Origin of the sequence: Polaribacter staleyi (assembly GCF_038024045.1) — a bacterium.
GTDB lineage: Bacteria > Bacteroidota > Bacteroidia > Flavobacteriales > Flavobacteriaceae > Polaribacter > Polaribacter butkevichii.
In genome coordinates this window covers 1,487,793-1,510,078 of the sequence record NZ_CP150665.1, presented here as the reverse complement: position 1 = coordinate 1,510,078, position 22,286 = coordinate 1,487,793, and the positions used below count along the sequence as shown (strand labels likewise).

Annotated in this window: 14 protein-coding genes; all 14 read right to left on the bottom strand. The window is 29.8% G+C overall.

Annotated features, from left to right (window positions below):
- Positions 1–68: 68 nt before the first annotated feature.
- Complete coding sequence (locus WHD07_RS06655; protein ID WP_343330529.1) at positions 69–914, bottom strand: nucleotidyl transferase AbiEii/AbiGii toxin family protein; 846 nt, start codon at positions 912–914, stop codon at positions 69–71.
- Complete coding sequence (locus WHD07_RS06650) at positions 889–1,875, bottom strand: type IV toxin-antitoxin system AbiEi family antitoxin (RefSeq protein ID WP_343330528.1); 987 nt, start codon at positions 1,873–1,875, stop codon at positions 889–891. Before WHD07_RS06650 ends, WHD07_RS06655 begins: the two co-directional genes overlap by 26 nt.
- 388 nt (positions 1,876–2,263) lie before the next feature.
- Positions 2,264–5,230: an HsdR family type I site-specific deoxyribonuclease gene (locus tag WHD07_RS06645; protein WP_343330527.1), complete on the bottom strand. Its 2,967-nt coding sequence runs from the start codon at positions 5,228–5,230 to the stop codon at positions 2,264–2,266.
- The gene (locus tag WHD07_RS06640; protein ID WP_343330526.1) at positions 5,230–5,946 is read right to left on the bottom strand and encodes a nucleotidyl transferase AbiEii/AbiGii toxin family protein; all 717 of its coding nucleotides are present in this window, start codon (positions 5,944–5,946) and stop codon (positions 5,230–5,232) included. The genes WHD07_RS06645 and WHD07_RS06640 overlap by 1 nt, the downstream gene beginning before the upstream one ends.
- Positions 5,912–6,436, bottom strand: a complete 525-nt coding sequence (locus WHD07_RS06635; protein WP_343330525.1) for a hypothetical protein — start codon at positions 6,434–6,436, stop codon at positions 5,912–5,914. The genes WHD07_RS06640 and WHD07_RS06635 overlap by 35 nt, the downstream gene beginning before the upstream one ends.
- A 92-nt stretch (positions 6,437–6,528) precedes the next feature.
- Positions 6,529–9,792 (bottom strand): sacsin N-terminal ATP-binding-like domain-containing protein, encoded by a 3,264-nt coding sequence (locus WHD07_RS06630; RefSeq protein WP_343330524.1) that lies wholly within the window; start codon positions 9,790–9,792, stop codon positions 6,529–6,531.
- A gap of 25 nt (positions 9,793–9,817) precedes the next feature.
- Positions 9,818–10,051 carry a hypothetical protein gene (locus WHD07_RS06625; RefSeq protein WP_343330523.1) on the bottom strand — a complete coding sequence of 78 codons (234 nt, stop codon included), beginning with the start codon at positions 10,049–10,051 and terminating at the stop codon, positions 9,818–9,820.
- A 201-nt stretch (positions 10,052–10,252) separates the two neighbouring features.
- Positions 10,253–13,966 carry a hypothetical protein gene (locus WHD07_RS06620; protein WP_343330522.1) on the bottom strand — a complete coding sequence of 1,238 codons (3,714 nt, stop codon included), beginning with the start codon at positions 13,964–13,966 and terminating at the stop codon, positions 10,253–10,255.
- Between the two features lie 3 nt (positions 13,967–13,969).
- A complete protein-coding gene (locus WHD07_RS06615; RefSeq protein WP_343330521.1) occupies positions 13,970–15,148 on the bottom strand; it encodes a restriction endonuclease subunit S in 1,179 nt (392 codons plus the stop codon).
- Positions 15,149–15,157: 9 nt separating this feature from the next.
- On the bottom strand, positions 15,158–16,618 hold the full coding sequence (locus tag WHD07_RS06610; protein WP_343330520.1) for a class I SAM-dependent DNA methyltransferase: 1,461 nt from the start codon (positions 16,616–16,618) through the stop codon (positions 15,158–15,160).
- Between the two features lies 1 nt (position 16,619).
- Positions 16,620–18,698, bottom strand: a complete 2,079-nt coding sequence (locus tag WHD07_RS06605; protein WP_343330519.1) for a GmrSD restriction endonuclease domain-containing protein — start codon at positions 18,696–18,698, stop codon at positions 16,620–16,622.
- A gap of 1 nt (position 18,699) precedes the next feature.
- On the bottom strand, positions 18,700–20,181 hold the full coding sequence (locus tag WHD07_RS06600; RefSeq protein WP_343330518.1) for a class I SAM-dependent DNA methyltransferase: 1,482 nt from the start codon (positions 20,179–20,181) through the stop codon (positions 18,700–18,702).
- Between the two features lie 33 nt (positions 20,182–20,214).
- Entirely contained in the window at positions 20,215–20,580 is a 366-nt protein-coding gene (locus tag WHD07_RS06595) for a hypothetical protein (RefSeq protein WP_343330517.1), read from the bottom strand.
- Positions 20,581–21,168: 588 nt separating this feature from the next.
- Positions 21,169–22,128 carry a hypothetical protein gene (locus tag WHD07_RS06590; RefSeq protein ID WP_343330516.1) on the bottom strand — a complete coding sequence of 320 codons (960 nt, stop codon included), beginning with the start codon at positions 22,126–22,128 and terminating at the stop codon, positions 21,169–21,171.
- Positions 22,129–22,286: the final 158 nt, after the last annotated feature.

Sequence of the window (22,286 nt, the reverse complement as noted above, 5' to 3'; positions counted from 1 at the left end):
TTACTTTAAAAGTGTTTGGTTTTCATATAAAAAAAACTCAGGATTGATTAAATCCTGAGTTTTTTACTTTATTTATCATGAATCCCTTTCAAAATATTGGAAATTATAAAATTAATTTCTTCTATAGATTTATCCATAGATTGAGCAAATATTATTTCTGGATTTTCTGCTTTATCTTTTTTTTCGTTGCTTTTTTTAAGAATATTTATAATTGTTTTTTTTAAGGTTTCGTTTTTATTTATAATAGGTTTCATCTTTCTACCAATAATTCTTGCAGCTACAATTTGTGTGTCAAAATCATCGTCATCAAATAAATCTAGATGATTTGTATAAGCCTCATCTTCGTATAAATCCCAGGCATGTTTTAGCATAAAGGAAATATCTTCTAAGTCCTTAGTTCTTAATTCTGGTTTGTTTTCCCAAGAAATCAACTTTAAGATAATAATTCCTTCTACTGGTGATACAGGTAGTGTATAGTTTTCTTCCTTAATGTTTACTTTTTCAATATGCTGTCCTACTTCTTTAAAACCTAATACTGTTAAAGTTATATCTCTTTCTGTGAAATTTACAGTATATTCTTGCTCTATTTTTCCATATGGCATTAAGTCTAAAACGGTATTCGTTTCATTAAATATTAATCGGTATGCTTCTTTTGTAGTATTAAAACCATTATTACATAATTCTTTAAAAATAGATTGATAAGCATCAAAATCTGGTACCATTACGGCGAAATCAATATCTGCTGTACCTCTTGTAGGTTTTATGCCTTGTTTATATAATTGTACGTCTCTTGCATTAGCACCAATAAGATAATAAGATATACCATGTTTATAAAATACCTTTTCTAGAATAGAGTACACTTTGGCATGATGTGCAAATGAATACTGCTTATAAGTTTGGTTTGATGTATTCATTATATATTATTTGTGCTGTTTCTATGTTTCTGTTGTTGTTACTATATACTAATTGTGCATATATTATTAAAGGGTGAACAGTATTTTTACTCATATTTAGAGTTTTTTCGATTTGGTTGCTCTCTATCCAAAAAGGCTTATAAATGCTTATTTCCCCATTTATATCTGGTATAAGTTTTAGCTGAATTATAATTTCTTTCTTGGTTTTATCAGTGAATAAAGTAAAATGTTCTGGATTAAGATAACTTGTAATTAATGATGCAGCTGGTTCACCCGCCCAAAGTGCTTCGCTATTTTCTAACTGTGTCTTCCAATTATTGTTTTGTTTAGAAAAAGTAAAGCGACCAACCTTATTTGAAGGCATAATTTTTTCATTACATAATGTTACCCATTTTTCTAATAATTCTTCTCTTTTTACTAATTGATATTTTTTTTCATCATTCCATTTAATAACAAAACCTTCGTCTAGAAGAGCTTTTATACATTTACTAACGCTACCCAATGATACTTTACTTATGTTGGCTAAATACCGTTGAGTTTCATTAATATTATTATGGTTTTTTAATAATTGAAAAATAACTTGTGCAGAAGATTGTGTTAGTATATTAGAGTGGTTACTTACGGCTGGTTTTGCATTACCTTGCTCTACATATAGTTTTAACTTTTTTAAATTTATAAAGGCATTTCCAAAACTATCTATATAGTTTATGTTGTTTTCTTTTAATAGATCTTTTGCTTTAGGTGTTATATATTTTGACGCAATAAGCAGTGGTAATTCTTTGTTTTTTTGTTTTGTAAAATTGGGTATATTTTGTGGTCTTACCTCTTTTTTTACTTCTACACAGACTTCTTCATTATCTAAAAAATAATTATTTTTAGTTAATGAATTATTGTTTGGTTTTAATTTGATATCAAAACTTAAAGTATCAAAAAACTCTTGGATGTATATAAAACTTGTCATTAACGTTCATTTAATTACTTTGTTCATGTTACATGAACATTCAAATATACTAAACAAATTTAAGTTATTGAAAATTTATCATGTTTTGTTCAAATAATAGGAGTGTTCATGTTTTGTGAACATGTTTTTTTTATGGACAAGTGTTCTGTACTTTGTCGATTATATAGTAATTCTTATTTGTTTTATTATTGACTTAACGAAGTGAAACAAGCAAAGATTTGAGATAAGGAAGTATAACGACTTAGTGAGAATTTTGCGTAATTGAATGAGGTAAGATTTTTAATTCGAAATAGTTAAGATTACAAAGGTTTTAGGACTGTGCCCCAAATACCTTTATAATCTTAATGTAATTATATAAGGTTAAAGAATACCCAAAAAGAAGTCTTTTTTAATAATACTCTTTTATATACCCATAAGCACGTTCAAATAAAATTTGATCCTTATGTAATTTATATTTCAATAAAGCCTTACGTAAAGATTTTTGGACCTCACGTTCACCAGAACTTGTTTTTTGCCAACCAGGAAAACGAACAATTCTTACTATAGCATCAATATCGGTAACGATACGTTCAACTACTGCAGGTGTTTCTTCATTTTTTAATTCCATAAATAAGTCAGTAAGTGCTGCTTTTGGTGTTTTTTCGACCAATAGTGTTTCTAACTCTTTTTCGGCTTCTACTGTTTCTTTAGCCAACTTACATAGTTCCTTAATAAATTCAATTGAAGTAATTAATCCTTGCTCAGCTTTATCTCTTAAAGCTTCTAAGCGTTCACTTAAAGATTTGAATTTAGGATCACCCGCATGTTTCTTAAAACGTTTTATTAAAAGTTTTTCTAATTTTTTAGCACCTGCAGGATCTGGGTTATTAAAAATATCTTCAATAACATCTGCATCTAAAATAAATTCATCTAGGTGATGTACTTCACCTACGTGAATATTTTCGTGAATTAATTTGGTAGTTTCTGCTCCTAAAGAAAACCATAATAACTTACCAATATTATCTGCAGCTGGCCTTACCGATTCGAATACTTGAGATAACCATTTATAATCTTCTTGATATAAATTTAAGATTGTGTCTGGAGATAAAGATTCCCATATTTTAGATAAAAACTTGTAGTCTTTAGCAAAAGCATCCTTTTTATCATTATTCCCAATAGCGTTTTGTGCGGCTTCTAGACCTTCAAATCCTTTTATAGTTCTATCAACTCCTTCAAAATGAGATAACGCTTCTTTCATGGCATCTGGAAGCTTCTCTCTTAATTCAGAGAGATTAGAAATAACCGTTTTAATACTTTCTTCATCAAACTGCAATGCTTTTGCTGCATCGTCAAATACACCAAAATAATCTACAATTCTACCAAAAGACTTATTAGGAAACAATCTATTGGTTCTACAAATGGCTTGCAATAAAGTATGATCTTTAATCGATTTGTCTAGATACATTGTTTGTAAAATAGGCGCATCAAAACCTGTTAAAAGTTTCGCTGTAACGATGATAAATTGTAAATCTGATTGTGCATCGTTAAACTCGTCTACAATTTTTTCTTGCTGACTTTTATCAACTCCCCATTTTTGTTTAAATTCTATGTTGTCATTCGCTGATGTTGAAAACACAACACGACTCGCTTCTTCTGGAAAGTACCTGTCCAACTCTTCTTTGTATTGCACACAAGCATATCTGTCTGGAGTAACAATCATCGCTTTAAAACCATGAGGAGCTACTTTTTCTTTAAAGTGTGTTGCTATATCTTCTACTATTTTGGCAACTCGTTCTGGAGATTTTAAGAAAGCCGACATTTTAGCGGATTTCTTATTTAATGCATCAGCTTCTTCATCTGTTAAGGCAGTATTTTCTTTAAACTCTTCAAAAGCTTTATCTATAGTGTCTTTATCTACATGTACATCTACTAAACGTGGCTCAAAATGGAGTGGGAGTGTAGCGTTATCTCTAATAGAATCATGAAAGGTATAACGAGACATATAACCGCCTTCATCTTCTTCGGCTCCAAAGGCCCAAAACGTGTTTTTATCTGCCTTGTTAACAGGTGTTCCTGTTAATCCAAAAAGAAATGCATTTGGCAATGCTGCTCGCATTTGTCGTCCTAAATCCCCTTCTTGTGTTCTGTGTGCTTCATCTACCAAAACAATAATATTATCTCTTGTATTCATATTTGGTTTCGCATCTCGAAACTTAAATATCATAGAAATGATAATCTTTCTAGTATCGTTTTCTAATAGTTTTTGAAGTTGTTTTATATTGTCTGTCGTTTCTACATTAGAAATATCGGCAGCATTAAAAGTACCTGTTATTTGAGTATCTAAATCCGTTCTATCTACTAATACAATAACGGTTGGACTTTTTAAATCTTTTTCTTTTCTAAGCTTTTGAGCCGCAAAAACCATCAATAAAGATTTACCTGATCCTTGAAAATGCCAGATCAATCCTTTTTTGATTTTACCTTCTTTTACACGTGCTACTATTTTATTGGCTCCTTCGTATTGTTGAAATCTTGGAATTACTTTAATACGTTGTTTCTTTTTATTTGTGGTAAACAACGAGAAATTTTGTAAAATATCTAACAAGCGTTTTGGATGTAATAAATCGGATAATTCTTTACCAACTTCTCCTAAACCTAATCGTTTCGCAATAGCATCATCATCATTTTCTAAACGCCAAGGAGCCCAAAACTCTAAAGGTGTTCTTATGGCACCATAATAGAGTTCTTTTCCTTCAGTAGCAAAAGATAATATGTTGGGTACAAATAATTGTGATACTGAGTTTTCATAAATATCATGTACCTCATGTGCGCCATCTAACCAACTTATTGCGGTTCGAATCGGTGTTTTTGCTTCACCAATAACTACTGGTAATCCATTAATAAATAAAACTACATCTGGTATTTTAGTTTCTCTATGACGAATTCGAAACTGAGTGGTAGCAATAAAAGTATTATTATTTAACTTCTCAAAATCTATTAAACGAATAGGAACGTGTCTGTTATTTTCTCCAAAAGGCATCGTTTTATCACCTTGTAACCATTTAAAAAATTCTTCATTGGCACGAACCAAACCTACTTGATGTACAGACAATAATATAGCACGGAGTTTATAAATAACTTCATCTGCTAAATCTTGATTTTTTGTTATTTCTGGATTTAGACGAATTAAAGATTGTTTTAATTCTGTTTCTAACAAAACCTCGTTTACAGAACGATTTAATTCTTGTGGCGATTTGTATTGCCAAAAATCACCATAAAGAATGGCGTCTTCAGATGCTTCATTCGTATTTAAGTTAACTCCTGTAAGTTGTTTAATGATGTAGTTTTCTACACTGTTTAGTTCGTTGAATGACATTAATTTTCTTTTTCAATTATTTTTTCAATTTTCTCAATCACAATTGGTATACGTTCTTCAACCATTAAGGGGTGAACATGTGCCATTAAAATTTCTTCTAATAAGCCCATATCTATGATAAGCAATAGTTGTTCTATTAGAAATTCTTTAATTTCTTTTTCGGTATCCTGTATTTCTCTTACAATAGTTGTTCTGTTATCTAATACATATACAATATCTTCTATATCATGACTTGTTCTATAATCTGAACCTCTATTACTATATGCTTCAAATTTGGTCGCTAAAAAACAAGGGGCTGATAATATTTTTACTTCTTGCTCATGTGCATTTACGGTCCATAAATCTTGAAACCCTATTTTATACCATCTGTTTGCTGGTCCCATCGGGCCATCTTCTGCAGACATAATATCTACAGGAATATCCTTGTACTTATAACTACAAATTGCATGTCCTTGTGGATCTGGATGAAAACCTAAAGTTGATAATCTTTCTTGAAGTGCTACCCAGTGCCCTAAATTGATCACATTTATGGTCATATCTACATCTTGTGTAGGCCTAATTTCATCTGCAGCAGGATCATCTGTATACAAACTAACTACAGCTCCACCAACAAAAACAATTTGTTCTTCTATGGTTTTTAAAGCAGCGGCAATTTCTGCTACTACAGCAATATTTATGATTCTATTTGCCAAAACCCAAACGTGATTTAATTTCAATAATTGCTAATTCTTTTTCTCTTGCTCTTCCTACTCGTAAAGCATCTACCAAAGCTAATAGCTCATATAGCTTTGCGTCTTTTAAAGCGGCTTCGGGAACAGATGGATACAATGGAATTATACTCTGCCCTCTAACAGTTCCTTTTGCATAGGGCCAAACATAATGTTCTGTACTCTCTATTTTGTCTTTTAAAGGTGCTGCGGAATGCGATGTTGGAATACCTCGAACTACTGCCCCTGGTTTTTGTGGAAATACGTAACGCAAACCAAATTGTAAAAACTCTAACAAGGCCAGTTTCATTACTTTTTTTCCTTTTGGATCTATCAATCCTGCATATTTAGAGCGGTTTAAAGATTTACTTATTTCAGACTGACTGATACCTAAATCTTCTGCCATAGATTTTTGAAACCATTGCTCACTGCCATAACTTGCTATTTTTAATAAAATAACAATATCATGTGGACTCATTATTTGTTGTTTACTTTGCATGATATTCCATATTCGAATATGCAATATTAGTTATTTATTATTTAAATAACAGGTATTTACGTTAAATTATTCCGTATCGGAATATGGAATAATTAATTTAATACACTTTTTATATCAACTAACAATTCATTAAAACCAGAATTTCCAATCTCATTTAAAACCCATTTATAATCTAAAGCTCCTTTAAATTCGGCAAAATCCATTTTTAAATCTACATTACTATTTGTATTTGAGCTACTTTCAATTGCATCAAAATTCTCTCCTATTAGAGCTAGGTGTTTTCCTGGGTTTTTAAAATATTTAGTATTTAATTTTATGTAATCTTCATTCATTACATTATTACTTGAGCGTTCAATAATCACTATAGAAAAATTTTCGTTTTCAAGTTCTTTGACTGCTCTTTTAGCTTGTGAGACAGCAATATTTATCGGGTCTGGGTTTTGATAACGACAAGATTTTAATTCTATATAAAATGATTTTTTAGTATCTGGATTATAAATTCGAATATCATATGCTCCTCCACCTGCATGAATAATTTCATTTGTTATTTGGTACCTTTCTAAAGTTTTCTTAAATAAGACTTCTACTTTAGATCCAATTTCTAATAAATTGTTAAAATCTTTCTTTTTTCTAGCATCTTCTTTTGCAAATTCGATTACGTTTGGAGGAACACCTTCTGGAAAAAGTGCTATAAGCTGGTTTAGGCTTTCTTTAGATATTCCTGAATCTTGAATAACTTCCAACATTTCAAGAGCCTCTTCATTTCTTAATAATGAAAACATTTTGTCTGTCATAGAAAATTTAACCCATAAATCATTCTTACGCTGCAAGAAATGAGCTAAGTACTTAGATAATGAATTATTAAGATTACACCAGTTAATTAACTCAATTATTGTTTCTTTATAACTGTTGATATATCCCAAATTTACTGCCTCCTCCTTTTCAATTTCTCTAATCGCACTATCAACAGCGCTACCTAACTCATCAAATGTTTTTGGAGTACATTTAATTTCAATTCCATCTAGAACTAATTCATTTTTCCAATTTTTAGTTTTATCTAATTTAAATAGAATATCTATTAATTCATCATTTAGAGAAGTCTCAACAGTTCCAAAATTATTTAAACTGTCAAATGCGCAAAATACTTCATTTCTATTAGGTACAATATTTCCATAAAAAATTTGACTTGAGAAGTCTTTTGCACTTTTTATCTTATTTAAATAAGTGTTAAGCCATTTTATAGTTACAAATCTATCGCAATTTAATTGTTCCGATAAACCATTGATATCTTTACATTTTTGAATTTTAGTATTAACAGTTTCTATAAAAATATCTAATGCATTTTTAAATCTAAAATCTTTGATATTTGAAACTACTCGAATACCTTCATCAAATGAAAACAATTCTTTACCTTTTAAATATACTTCACATCGAAAATTCTCAATATTTTCTATGGATGTAACATTTCTTAATATATCCTTTACAATCTTAAAAGAATTTGAGTTTCTCCTAAAAGTATCTTTTGTAATTAATTCATTAATCTTATTTGAAGCCAATGGCAATCCTTTTTTCTCAATATTCTGACCAGGTAATTTTACTTCCCTATGAATTAGTTTAGTTCTCCAATTATCCCCTAAATCAAATAAAATATCAAGAAATTCATCTGGAATATTTGCTTCCTTATCTTCTAAATGAAGTGTATTTGGACTTAATTTTTTAAAATCACCGTTTTGGTTGGGTATTATTGCATAGGTAGAAAATGAATCTGTTTCCTTAAAATTAATTAAAAAACTATAGAACTTATTAAGCCAAGTTAAAGGTTCTTCTTTTTCATTTAATTTATTTGAAAGGGACTTTAAACTGCCAACCACCTCTAATTCAGATAATAATATTTCAAGTGTATATCGTAACTCTCTATCCCAATTTTTAAGTTCATCTTTAGGACCAGTAGCTTTTATCCAACTAATTAAAATATCTTTTTTAGGTAGTTTTTCAACACCAATAAAGGGCTTCACAATTTCATAAAATGATATTTTATCTGTATCCGTTTCTCCATAGATTGGAATAAAGGCGGTATTTAATTTTACACAACTGGGTATATCTGTTTCAATAATATCTTTTTCATTAATAAATGCTCTATAATTTTTCTGTAATTTTTCAAACCAACTCTTAGAAAAAGTTTGCCATTTTTCATCGGGTAACCTTGAAAAGGCACAAACGAATAAATTTTTAGATTTAATTTCAATCAGGTAATCTGTGAATTTTTTAGCAGCTTCGAACCCTTTCTCAACTAACGCTCTATTTTCAATATGATCTGGTGCGCTTTCACTATGAATTGGAATACCATCTCTATCTTCCGTTGGGTGTAATTTATACCCATTAAAAATAAATGGAAAATAGAATTTATCTGAGCCTATTAAAGGGAAATCTCTGTATAAATTTGGAGTTTTACCAAAGTTTTCAATTAATTTTAGTTCTTCAAAGTTGTTAACTTCAATAGATAGTGAAAGTTCTTTAGTGTAATAAGTTATAAAGCAATGAGTATCGTCTTGACTTAATTTTATTTTGGTTTTTCTGATTTTTCCATCATTAAAAACTTCTTCACTCTTATAGATATTTTTTGTGGAAGAAATATGATCTACAATCCTAACATTTTTAATTTTTGGAATATTAACTAATGTTAAGGGCAGTGTGTTTTTTAAATCACTCAATCCATCCTTAGCTGCATCCAGTTTTTCTTTATTTACAAGAGGGTATTCAAATGATGTATCAAAGTCTGCTTCAACTCTATCAACTTCATAATCTTCTTTAACTGAAAAAATAGGATCTGTTTCTATTTTTCTAATCTTCTCAAGTGCAGACTCAATTTTAGGTAACAATTCTTCAGAAGTTCTCCCACTTCTGTCTAATACAACTTCAAAATCTTTATAATGATTTTTATGATTTACAATACCTTTTACTGTAATTATCTCTGACAGCAAATGTGTGGCAATAAAACCTGTTCCAAATTTACCCGTTACGGACTCATCTGAGTTCCCAGAATCTTTTGAACTAACCTGCTGTATTAATCCTGTTATATTAGATACTCTAAAAGGGTTACCATTGTGCCTAAACACAAGTTTATCTGTTGAAAGTTCAATTTCTACAGAAACCTTCTCAAATTTATTTTTTAAATCTTTTGCATTCTGCATTAATTCCCATATCCAACGTTTAGAAGATTGTGATGGGTCATTTAATACTTTACTTAATTTTTCACGTATTTTATCTGCTGTTAATTTATAATTATTATTTCTAATTATAGCATCAACATCATCGACGTCAATTTTACTTACTTCCTGATTTTGTTTTTCTTTCATAACTTTTTTTTTGGCAATTTCATTTTTAAAAACTAATTTCCTCTCTCACAAACCGACTAAAATCAAAACCAGTACCACCAGATTTTACATCTTTTAGATACTTGAAATGTTTATCTGCTGAAATCTCTAAATCCACAGCATTTTTATCTTCTCTAATTTTAAAAGGTAGACCATTAGTAAAACTTTTTGGTACTACAATCCATAATACTTGATTTTCTGTATTAAGTAAAAGGTTTACACTTTCTAAAAATTTTGACACTGACACATTAAACCACCATACATTTTTAGATTTATTAACCTTAGAATAACTCGTATTTTTAGAACTTAAATCGGCCTTATAATTTTGGTTTATATGCTCAATAATCTCTTTTTCGATTTCATACGCAATGCTTTAATATTCCTTCTTACTATTACAATTGTTTATCTTTCAATTTCCACTTATAGTAAAGTTTGTTTATAATCAAATTTCTCCTAATGTATAATTATTATCAAAATTTTGCTCTTTTGCAGTATATATTTTAATCCTTTCTATTTGTTCTTTTGCAAAGTTTTGAACTTTAATTTTTTGATGAGTTAACAAACTTTCCATTAGCTTCATTCGTGCTTTAAAAATTGGAACTGCTGACCCTACAACAGAGTAATTACCTAACCTAGAACTTAATGCTGAAAGAAAATCATCATTATCTCCATAATGTTGTATCAATAAACTTGCTTGTTTTGTCCATTCGAATTCTCCTATATCATTTTTCTCTTCTATTGGGATTATTCCAATCATCTCTATTGCTCCTTGAGGCTTATTAGCTTCGCACCAAGTTAAAAGTTTCTTACTTTCAAATTTATAATATTGTAGTATATTCTTTAATTCATAATTGGTGTAATAAGACCTATCTAGTAGTTTTTCTCCTATTAAAGGCCAAACAATATCGAATTTATTTTCAAGGAAGTGAAGCAATAGAATGTTAAGCATACTCTCATTATCTACATTAAACTCTGAGTAGTCATTTAAAATTTCGTTTATGAAAAACTGAACCTCTTTTCTTTCTATTCCATCAGAGGTCAGTTTTTTAATAAAGTCATCAATATGCAAGGATGTACCAAGAATTGTTTTATACCTTAATATGCCTTTCACAAATAAACGAGGTCTTACAGTTGATTTTAAACCGCTCCATCGATCTTCATTTCTGCAAACTTCCCAAAGCAATTCAAGAGCAAATGGCCCTCCAACTTCAGGAAGAACTGAAATATCATTTATTATTTTAATGATTTCTTCATCTGTTAAATTATTGAGCTTTATGTATTGTAAATCTGCCACAAACGTTGGGTTAGTATTTAATACAGGAAGTAATTTCTTAATATCGCCAATTTTTAACTGTAACATATGTGTTAATCGAAAAGCGTGAAACTTTAAATTATCATGTTTTAAAAAATTATCAATAACGTTTCTTGTAAAATCATCATCTTTTTTTCCTGAAATAAAACCTGCAATGAAACTTATATTTTGCTCTTCAAAAGATATACTGTTCAAAGCTTCAATTATTCTCAGAATAAAATTTTCGTCCTCCTGATATATTTCTCCTAGCCTTTCTCCAAAAGCAAAAGAATGACTTTGCTTTCCTTTAAATAAAAGCGATAAATTATCAATCCAAAATGTATTATTTATATCGAACCACTCTTGAGCAAGTAATTGCGCTTCTTCTTTTGCTAAATCCTTCCATCCACTATCGATTCGCACACTTTTATAAATCGCATTAATAACAATAATTTTTAATTTATCTATATCTTCAACGGGTTTATATTTATCTAAAAGCCTCTCTATTTCGATAAGTTTCGCACTTTCAAGACCGAATGTTAATAAGACCATTTTCTCCAATAAATGTCTAATTTCGGCAGATAATTCTTGTTCTTTCTCTATTATTTTTTGAATAGCTTCAATTATAATGTCTGAAGCTCCTAGTTTATATTGCTCAGGAAAACGTTTTATTATTATTTCTTTACAATTCTGACTAAAGCCATCACCCTTATTTATTAAGACTTCTAGTATTTCTATTATATTTTTAAAATATTTTTCCTTTTCTATTTGTATAATTTCATGCTCTTGATCATAAGATTTTAATTCATTCTTATCAACGCTCCAAGTTATAGGTCCATAAAAATTAGAAGCTTGAAGCCCTTTGTTAAGAGCTGATAAAATAACTGGATTTACTCCAAAAGTGTTTAACAATTCCTTCAAAACATCTAGTCTTTCTTCAAGGCTCATTATTGTTCCTGATATTTGCAACTGAAATATTTGAACAAAAGCATTTGTAGCATTATTTGCAAAAGATTCATTCTCGGCAATTGCTAGTTTATATAATAATTTGGTGGCTTCTTTAGCTGTTTCTTTAATTAATGATAATTTTTCTAAACACCAAACTATATTTCTTCTACCTTCATCAAACCCTTTAAGTTCCTCAGTACTTTTTTCATTAATCTCTTCAAACAGTAGGCTTCCTATTTCTTCCGGAAAAATTTCTGAAATTTTTAAAATTAATTGAGAACCTTGATCTGAATTTATAAATTGATAATCACTGAATAATCCATTTTCGCCGGTAAGCTGTTCGATTAAGTCTACATTTGGTTCTTTATTTATTTCTATTAATCGTTGACCAAATTGCTTAGAAAGATTGTATTTAGAAACCTCTAATAAATATTCTGAAAATTGCTCTCCAGTAAATTTACTTATTCTCTGAAAAGCTAACTCTTCAACAAATGAATCTAAAACGATAAAATCACCAACTATCCTAATTACCCCTCTATTTGCTAATTTTAATATAATACCTCTATACTTATCTAAATTAATTATATTAGGTAAATTTGATACGATAAAGCGAGAATGTTCTTCAAAACTATTATTGAATCCTACATGTGTAAAAAGTGACAATTCTTCTAAAATGTAAAGAGCACCAGCATCAAGTAACTCTATTCCTAATAATTGCTTCCATCTATCAGAATAATCTGGTGCAATTATATCTTGATCACCAATGCTTGAGGAAATATAAGTGATTGCTTTTTCAATATTATTTCCAGATTTTTGGATAATTTCAAATGCTAACGGGGTATTAAACCTTTTCTCCACCCCGGTTTTTATAATATCACTAGCATAACTTTCATTCAGCTTAATGGTTCCTTGATCATCAATATTTGTCTGATCAGAATTCGCTATAGTTAATATTCTTACGTTTGTACCATGTAATTCATCACATAAACTTTTATGATTTTTTATGGAACAGTTGTCTACAATCACTATATAATCTTGATTTAAATCCCTAATATCTTGCAATTTAACTTGTATATTTCCGTAACCAGAAGTGCTTAAATCATAATACAGTACTTTTTCTAAAGATTCTTCATCCCTCTTTAATGTTATATCTATTTTTCTGTATAATTCTCTAGCAATACGTGTTTTTCCTGATTTGTTTGGTCCTAACAATCTCTGAGGATTATCAGAATTTAATAAACCATTTCTAAGATTATTAACTACATCTTTTAACTCTGTTGTTACGATTAGTTTTTTTTCAAAGTCAGAACTATTCCATACATCATGCTGTTTAAATGGTTTAAATCTATTTTTATGATGTATTCTAGTTGTTTTTAAAGCAGCAACGATTGCATCTTTTAATTTTGTTAATAATTGATTATATTCTCTGTCATAAACTTCCTGACTATGAGTTTCAGGTAAATTGTAGGTTATTGGCCAACGTAAATGTCCCATATCTACAGGTAATTCGCTAGGTATGCCATAAGCCTCATTCATAACCAAAATAGTTCTATCGTACTCTTTTTTAGCCCAAGAGTACCCCGTTTCTATTAGAACATTACCATTAGGATATTTCTTTACCTTACCTGTAACGTCAATCTTTTTATAAGATTTAGAACACCAATGCTCCTTAAACACGTGATCATTAAATTCAGCAGTTAATGTAACATCTCCAATAAAAATGTCTGATGATTCAGATTGTAGAAGCATTGTTTCTACCAATGGCAATTGACCTGAAGTTCCTCTAAAACCTTTTATAAGTTTTATTTTTGCTCCTTTAACTCTTTTAATAGCCTCCTTAGTGGCATTTTCAATAAATAGCTCATTTACCTTTTTTGGTGAATCTGTCTGATATGAATAAAATAATCTATACTCCATTTTTTAAAACACCTGATTAATTAAACTCTTTTGTAAGGCTTTGGAACTTTGGATTTTTGAATCCAACACACCAATATTTGAATCTAAAACATCAAGTTCTATTAATACTTCTTCCATTTTAGATTTATCTTCTTCTAATCTGAGAAAAAGGCTCTCAATATCCGAAGGCTTTAAATTATTGATTGCAGAACCTGTTAATATCCGTTTGATAGCATATCTATAACTTTCACTAGAAAATAAATGTTTTAAAATTCTTTGTGACAGAAGATCATTAGGCCTGAATCCAGCGCAAAATGAGCCAATAGAAACATTTTTTCCTTCATCAACGTATAAAGCACTTTTACCTACCAAATCTTTTGAACCATTTGACATACAAATAGCAAAATCTCCTTGTTTTAAAATTTGCTTTGATTTTACTCCTTCAAGATTTAGTATTTTAATATCATCATAATTTATTCTTGATTCAAAAATGTTATTAGACCTTAGTATAATGCAATTATTATCTGAATAAGAATCCAATAAATCATTCGGCTTATATCCAACTCCCCTTATTACTTCACCTAAATCTTCAAAATGAACTTTCTGATTCTTTCTATTGATTAACTCTCTTTCTATCTTAACCAAATATGTTTCTTTTACAGCTTTCGAGGTTTCTAATTCCCTCTCAACAACATCATCCATAGCCCAAAGTAATTCAGCAAGTTTAACTTGTTGGTCTTTTGGAGGTAGTAGGAATTCTTGTTGTTTTAAATCTCCCCAATTTATAGTAGGTGATAACCCTCCAACAGAAATATCTATCATGCGATGCATAAACTGATCGGAATGTAAAAAGAATGGAAAAAGTTTTGAATCTATAATTTCTTCGTTTGCTCTAAATACAAAAGCGTGTGCAGAACAAATACCATCAAAATCTACAATAGCTGCTTTACGTTGGTAAGCACGTCGTTTTCCAAAAATAACATCACCAGGATAACATCTTAATTTACCACCTTTAACATCCGCAGGCACTCCTTTTCTACGAATGTGAATATCGTTTGCATCTATATGTTCTAAACCAATATAAATATCAACTTTAGCTTCGTCTGGTTTTATTGTTTTCGATATCTTTTGAGCAATATCTTCAAACTTAAAAGTTTCCCAAGTCGATTTGTCTAAATTATTCAAATCTATTTTTTGTATCATAGTTTCCATTTAATCTAAGATTTCAAATAATTCATTCATACTCTTTTCAAGTGTTTTAGATTGTTTTTTCCAATCAGAAATCGCATCATTAACAGACAAAACAGGTTTACTAGTGTCTACATTACTTAAAAACTGCGCAATATTTAAACTTCCTTTATTTTCTAATATTTCTTCAATAGAAACAATTTTAGCAAAGTCATCAATATTCTTAAAGTCTTTGTATGCATTAAAAATAGTATCAATATGTTTTTGCTCTAAAAAAGCAATGTTTTTTTCTTGTTTTACTTCTTTTAAGGCATTTATAATTAAAACCTTGCCTTGTTTTTCTTTACTCTTGTTGGTTTTAGTAATTAACAAACAAGCTTCCATTGGAGAATTGTAAAACAAATTTGGTCCTAAACCAATTACACATTCTACCAAATCTTCTTCAATCATTTTCTTCCGCATCTCACTTTCAGAATCTCTAAATAAAATACCATGAGGCCATAAGGAAATAGAGCGTCCATTTTTAGCATCTAAACTTTTTTGTATGTGCTGCTGAAACGCATAATCTGCACAACCTTGTGGTGGTGTTCCCCAAAGATTACGTCCAAAAGGATCGTTTGTAAATGCTTTTTGGTCCCACGCTTTTATAGAGTATGGTGGGTTTGCTAATATGACATTAAAGGTTTTTAAAGTGTCGTTTTCTAAAAAGGCAGGTTGCGCCAAGGTATCGCCACGTACAATACTAAACTCTTCTATACCATGCATAAACATATTCATACGTGCTATGGCAGAAGTAATCAGGTTTATTTCTTGTCCGTATAATTTTAGTGTTCTGTATTCTTTGCCTTCATCACGTAAATGCAACGCACAGTTTAATAGTAAACCACCAGAACCACAAGTTGGGTCGTATACAGATTCTCCTGGTTGTGGATCCATAATCATGGTCATCAGTTTTACAACCGTTCTATTGGTATAAAACTCTGCTGCTGTATGGCCCGAATCGTCTGCAAACTCTTTAATTAGGTATTCGTAAGCGTTTCCTAATTGGTCGTCTGGTACGTTTTTTAAATTTAGCTTGTGTTGCGAGTAATGTTCTATAAGGTTGGTCAATGTTTCATCACTCAACCTATTTTTATTAGTCCAAGAAGCATCGCCAAAAATACCATATAAGGTTTCTGGATTTGCTTTTTCAATAGCTCGCATGGCATCTTGTATAGCAATACCCACATTTGTTGTGGTTTCTCGTACAGTGTTCCAATGTGCATTTTCTGGCACTATAAAATGGTGATTTTCTGCAAATGCAGCGTATTCTAAATCGCCTTCTCCTTCTTCTAAAGCTTTTTCAAACTCTTCATCGTACACATCGCAAATACGTTTAAAAAACAATAATGGAAATATGTATTGCTTATAATCGCCAGCATCTATGGTACCACGCAATGCGGTTGCTGCTCCCCAAAGGTATTTTTCTAGGTTTTGTTGGGTCATGTTAGTCTTGTGGTTGTTTTTCTTTAATAATATTTCTTAAAACAGAATTAAACCAAGAAATAGCAGCTTCTCCATCTTTTAAAGTTGCTTCTGTAATATCTCTACTATGACGAATTCCATTTCTTAACTCTCCTAATTGGCTAAACCTATTCATTAATACTCCTTTGGTACCAAAATTGTCTTCAAATAAATTCCATGTAATTTTACTAGTAATAACATCTTTATATTCTTGTAAATCAAAGAAATCTAACTTTCGCCTAATTTTTGTAAACTGAGCATTATCTTCTCCTGGATTTTTCTTTAACCAACTTAAAATTCTGCCATTTGCTTTATCTAAAATGTGTCTTGGAATAAATTCAGAATAAGAATCTTCTTCTGCTGCATCTTCTAATTTTTGACTAATAAGATCTCTTAAAGCAAACTCAACAATTTCAATTTCATTATTATAAGTTGTTAAATCTTCTGGTATCTCATTTTTATCTTTACTAACATAATATTGCTCCAAAAACTTATTTAAGCCTTTGCATAAAAGTTTTCGTCTTTCTTCTAAAAAGAGTTCATAGTTATCGATTGTATACAATTTTTCATTCGTGGGTACAAATTGTTTACGTAACTGAATTTGATCTATTTTAGGTAAATATTTAGCAGGATCTGATGCTAATATTTCAATATTTGATTGTTGTGTAATAAAGGACATATTAGAGATCTCATTAACTAATGCTTTATGTATTGAATTCGACGAGTTTAATTTTTTATATAAAAATGCTTTAGGAAATATATGGTGTTTTTGAAGCTTATTGTTATACCCTATGTTTTTTGAATATAAACTTACTGCAGGGTTAGTCCAATCTTTTGCATTTTGAGCTCTAACTGCACAATAAAACAAATTATAAATTTTACTTCTTATTCCTTGTAAAGCAAGGTCATCTGGTCTTAATGATAAATTACTTCCTCTATATAAATGCATTTCATTAATTAATCCATCAATAGAGTTTGATTCTTTGATAACATTCATATCCTTTTCTAGAAAAGATTCTGAAGAACCACTAAAGCGTCCCCAAAGCAAAGCAGTGAATAACCAATATATTGCCTTATTTGCTTCATCTTCACTTTCAAAATTTAAATTGTTTTTTGATAAATAATAAACTAGCACGTATAGAACGTAAAGTGAGTTATAATTATCTGAAGAATCTATATAGGCATTATCTCTAAGAACATTAATAACATGAGGTAATATCTTATTTAGTTTCTCCCAAGCAGCTTCAAATTCTCCCTCTGTTACATTAGCAATATCAGAAGTAAACTTACCTCTTTCAGTAGTTAATATATTAATACAACGTGTAAAGAAATTAAAAGAAAAATTATAATTGTGAAGTTTGTATTTTTCAATCGCTTCTCTATATTTATCTTTTACATTTGGCCAATTTGAGGTGATAATTGCTAAAGCTAAATCAGATTCATTTAAAGTTGTTCCTGTTTTATTAACTAAATTGAATATTTCAACAACTTTTTCAATATTCGTGAGTGTAATTTCTTTAATATAATATCCATAATCTTGTATAGCTCCTAATTTATTTAGAATAACTATTTTACTTAAATAATAATTTTTAGCATCATCATCAAGAGATTGAATATAAGTGATGAATGTACTCACTCCTCCCTTTCTTAAAAAATCTGAAACATTTATCCATTCTGGATTATTGGCCATTTTTTTGGGCATAAAATACTCAAACTCTTCATTTTCTAGATCAAAGTACAAATCTGTTCTTAAAGATACGCCTTCATACCATTCTGGAGTTTCCCCTTTAAAAATAGTATAAATTGTAGTTAATCTTTGCTGTCCATCTAAAATTAATTGATGAAAGATTGAATTACTGTCTTTTTGTTCTCCTCTAATTTTAGAAGGTTCTTTTGTTTTCCATATTAAAAAACTTCCGGAAGGATAGCCTAAATATAAAGACCTAAAAAAACCTTTTACCTGTTTACTATTCCAAACATATCCTCTTTGAAATTCTGGAATTGTATATTCGCCATTATCTATGGATAATAATATCTCACTAATCTTTTTTTCTCCAGCCATATTAAATAAATTCTTTTAATATTGTTTTAAACTTCTTTTCTGCTTTTTGGCTTTCTGCCCAAGCCGTTTTTAAGTCTGATAATGCTTCTTCTACACTAGGTAAATTATCCTCTATAATTTTCTCCACATATAAAGGAATATTGAGGTTAAAATCGTTTTCCTCAATATCTTTCATTGAAGCTACTTTTACATAGTTTTCCACATCTTTATTCTCTGTGTACCAATCGAATAATTGGTTAATATGTTCAGTCTCTAAATAATTTTGAGCACGACCAACACGAACTTGATCTGATCCATCAATAAATAATACTTTATCTTTTTTAGAAGCATCTTTATTTTGTTTAAAAACCATAGCACAAGCGGCTAATTGGGTGCCGTAAAATATATTTGGACCTAAACCAATAACGGCTTCCAATAAATCATCTTCTAAAAGTTTTTTACGAATTTTACCTTCAGCACCTTTTCTGAATAGTGCACCATGAGGTAAAACAACCGTCATACGCCCAGTACTATTCATAGATTTTATCATGTGTTGTACCCAAGCCATATCTCCATTTCCTTTTGGTGGTACACCAGCAATGTTTCTTCCAAAAGGATCATTCGCCCAATTTTCTGCACCCCATTCTTTTAATGAAAATGGTGGATTTGCAATCACACAATCAAAAGTTTTTAAACCATCGGCAGCAAAAAAGGCCGGCTGTCTTAAGGTATCTCCTCTAGATATTTGAAAGTCTTCAATGCCATGTAAAAACATGTTCATTCTAGCAATAGAGCTAGAGGTTAAGTTTTTTTCTTGTCCGAATAATTTAAGCGTTCTATAATCTTCGTTGTTTTCTTTTAAATGATCTACACATTCCAATAACATTCCACCTGTACCACAAGCAGGATCGTAAATGGTTTCTCCTTCGTGAGGATCTAATATGAGACCTAATAAATGAACAACAGAACGCGGTGTATAAAATTCACCTGCTTTTTTATTCGTTAAATCTGCAAAGTGTTTAATTAAATACTCGTAAGCATTACCTAGAATATCTGGTTCTACTAGCGAGTTGGATAAACTGTATTGAGAGAAATGCTCTATTAAATCGATTAATAAACGATCTGATAATTTGTTTTTATTACTCCATTGAGCATCACCAAAAATGCCATACAACAATTCCTGATTGGCTTGTTCAATACCTCTGAGTGCTTTTTCAATGGCTAGTCCAACATTAGTAGTCGTTTCTCTAACGTCTTTCCAATGACAACCTTCTGGTATCTCAAATCTATGAAATTCGGGTAGCGATGCGTATTCGATATCTCCTTCAGATTCCTCCAATGCTTGTTGGTATTCTTCATCATAAACATCGGACAGACGTTTAAAAAATAATAAAGGAAAGATATATATTTTAAAATCTGAAGCATCTACTGGTCCTTTAAGAATCCAGGCTGCTTTAGATAAATACTGTTCTAGTTGTGATAAAGTTAGTTTTTCTTTATTCATATTTTATGAAATACTTTGTGTAGTTTCTTTTTATTAAAGAATTTGATAATTACGCTTATCTACCATTTGCATAATACCTGCATGTTCAAATAATTTACCAACGGAATGCACATTGCATGGTTTTGCATTGAGCTCTCTTGGAAAATTTGTCTCAAAAATGGCTCTATTGTAAGTGTTGTTATTTAGTTTTGTAGCTTCAAAAATTGTTTCTAACATGTGTAGAGGAATATTCACAGAAGTATTTGTACCTACTTGAACTTTAAATCCTTCTGAATTATTATAGTTTTTACACTTATAAGGCGGAATTTCTCTTACTATTTTGAAGTTTTTTTCTGGCGTTAAGTGTAAGTCTAATTGAATATTAGATTTTAGTAATTGTTCTGCTTCATTCCATTCCATGCTAGCTGATTTTTCTTTTCTTTAAAATACGACTTCATTTTTTATAGTGATTCTTTTCAGAAGCGTTTTTAAGTATTCTTACAACAAATTTTCTTTAAAAATAATACTTTGAATTGATATATAATTACGGAAATCCATAAAACTATAAAACTAGATTTGTATAAATATATAAGGGTTTGATTTACAGTCTCGGGTTACCTGTAATACTGACTTTTTAAGACTAAATTATATTTAGACAATAAGATACAAAACATACTTTAGTATTATTCAAATATTTAATGGGTTAGGAGTGGGGTTAGAGGCTTTAAAGAAGTCTTTAGTTTGATGTAATCATACAAATGTCTAAATATACTTTTGTACAAAAATAGATTTGTATAAAAGTTTATTTATATCTATAAATAAACGAAGGTAAATTTTTGTGAAATTTACCTTCGTTTGTGTTTTAAGGGTAAAATACACCCACGTAGTTTTTCCGTTTTCAAAATCAGTTAATTATTTTTATCATTTAACTAGAAATTATTAACTGATTTTGAAAATGAGCCCAAGCGGCAGGCTGACATATTAAATATATAAACATTAGTTCCTTAATTAAAAGTCAAATTCACAAGAATTAAAGAAATCTTGTATTACATCTTTTAAATGCTTGGGTTGACTTGATATTGACTGTTGTTTAGGTGCTTTGTAGATACTGTCAGTCGGAACTAAAGTAAAATACAAATTATCGAATTCACGTTTCCAAACTCCAAAAGTATATTGTGTACCTTTTTCTATATGCACATCTTCTTCAAAATTAAGAATCCCGCTATAAATCGGACTATCTCCATCTTTGGAGTTATTGTTTTTGGTGAGTCTTATTTTTAATTCTTTTGAAATACTATTATATGTTGCTTTTGGCTCGTTTTTTACTAGATTATTAACTGTTGGTAATAAAGATTCGAGTTCAGGCAAAAAAGATACCTGTTTAACATAGTTGGTATCTTCTTTATAGTATAGAATAATTAAGTTTAAATCTCTTAAGGTATAGATGGCACTCCAGATAGTATTATTAGGGGTGTTCTTAAATTTAGAATACAATTTAGAAATACCCTTATTTTGAATAATACAATGCAATACGTTTATTTGAAAAGGATTAAGAGCTAACCATGCTTGGTTTTTAATTGCAAATTTTTGTTTTTCAAATCGTATTTCATTTTGTCTTTCTAACTCTTCTAACCTTTGCTTTTCTATTTGATCTTTACATTTTAAGCAATTAATCAACCTTGTTTTAGTGTTATGCAAATTACTTTTAACTGTTGTCAAATCTGATTGGGACTTTACTTGTATGCATTCAATATTTGTGCATGTATCACATTTTACTTTAATAAAAAATTTAGATTCTGTTTTTACCATGTTACCAAATTCATAAGGGGAAAAGCCAAAAGGTTTTCCCAACTTTGTTGGTTTGTTTATAAATTTATTGTTTTCTAGAACCCAGTATTTTTTGATTGCTTCTTCATAATCAGGATGGCATGTTTCGTTAATTTCTAATGTGTGGCTGATAATTTTCATAAATGAATTTTATAAAAAAAGCGTGGAACTCAAACTTTGGAATCAGAAGTATAGCTAACCCTTTATCAACTAAAAGTAAGATCTCACGCGAACGTGGGTGTCTTAACTTTGAATCCAAGGCTGGGTTTAAAAATGATGGTTTTCTGATTCTAAATCAA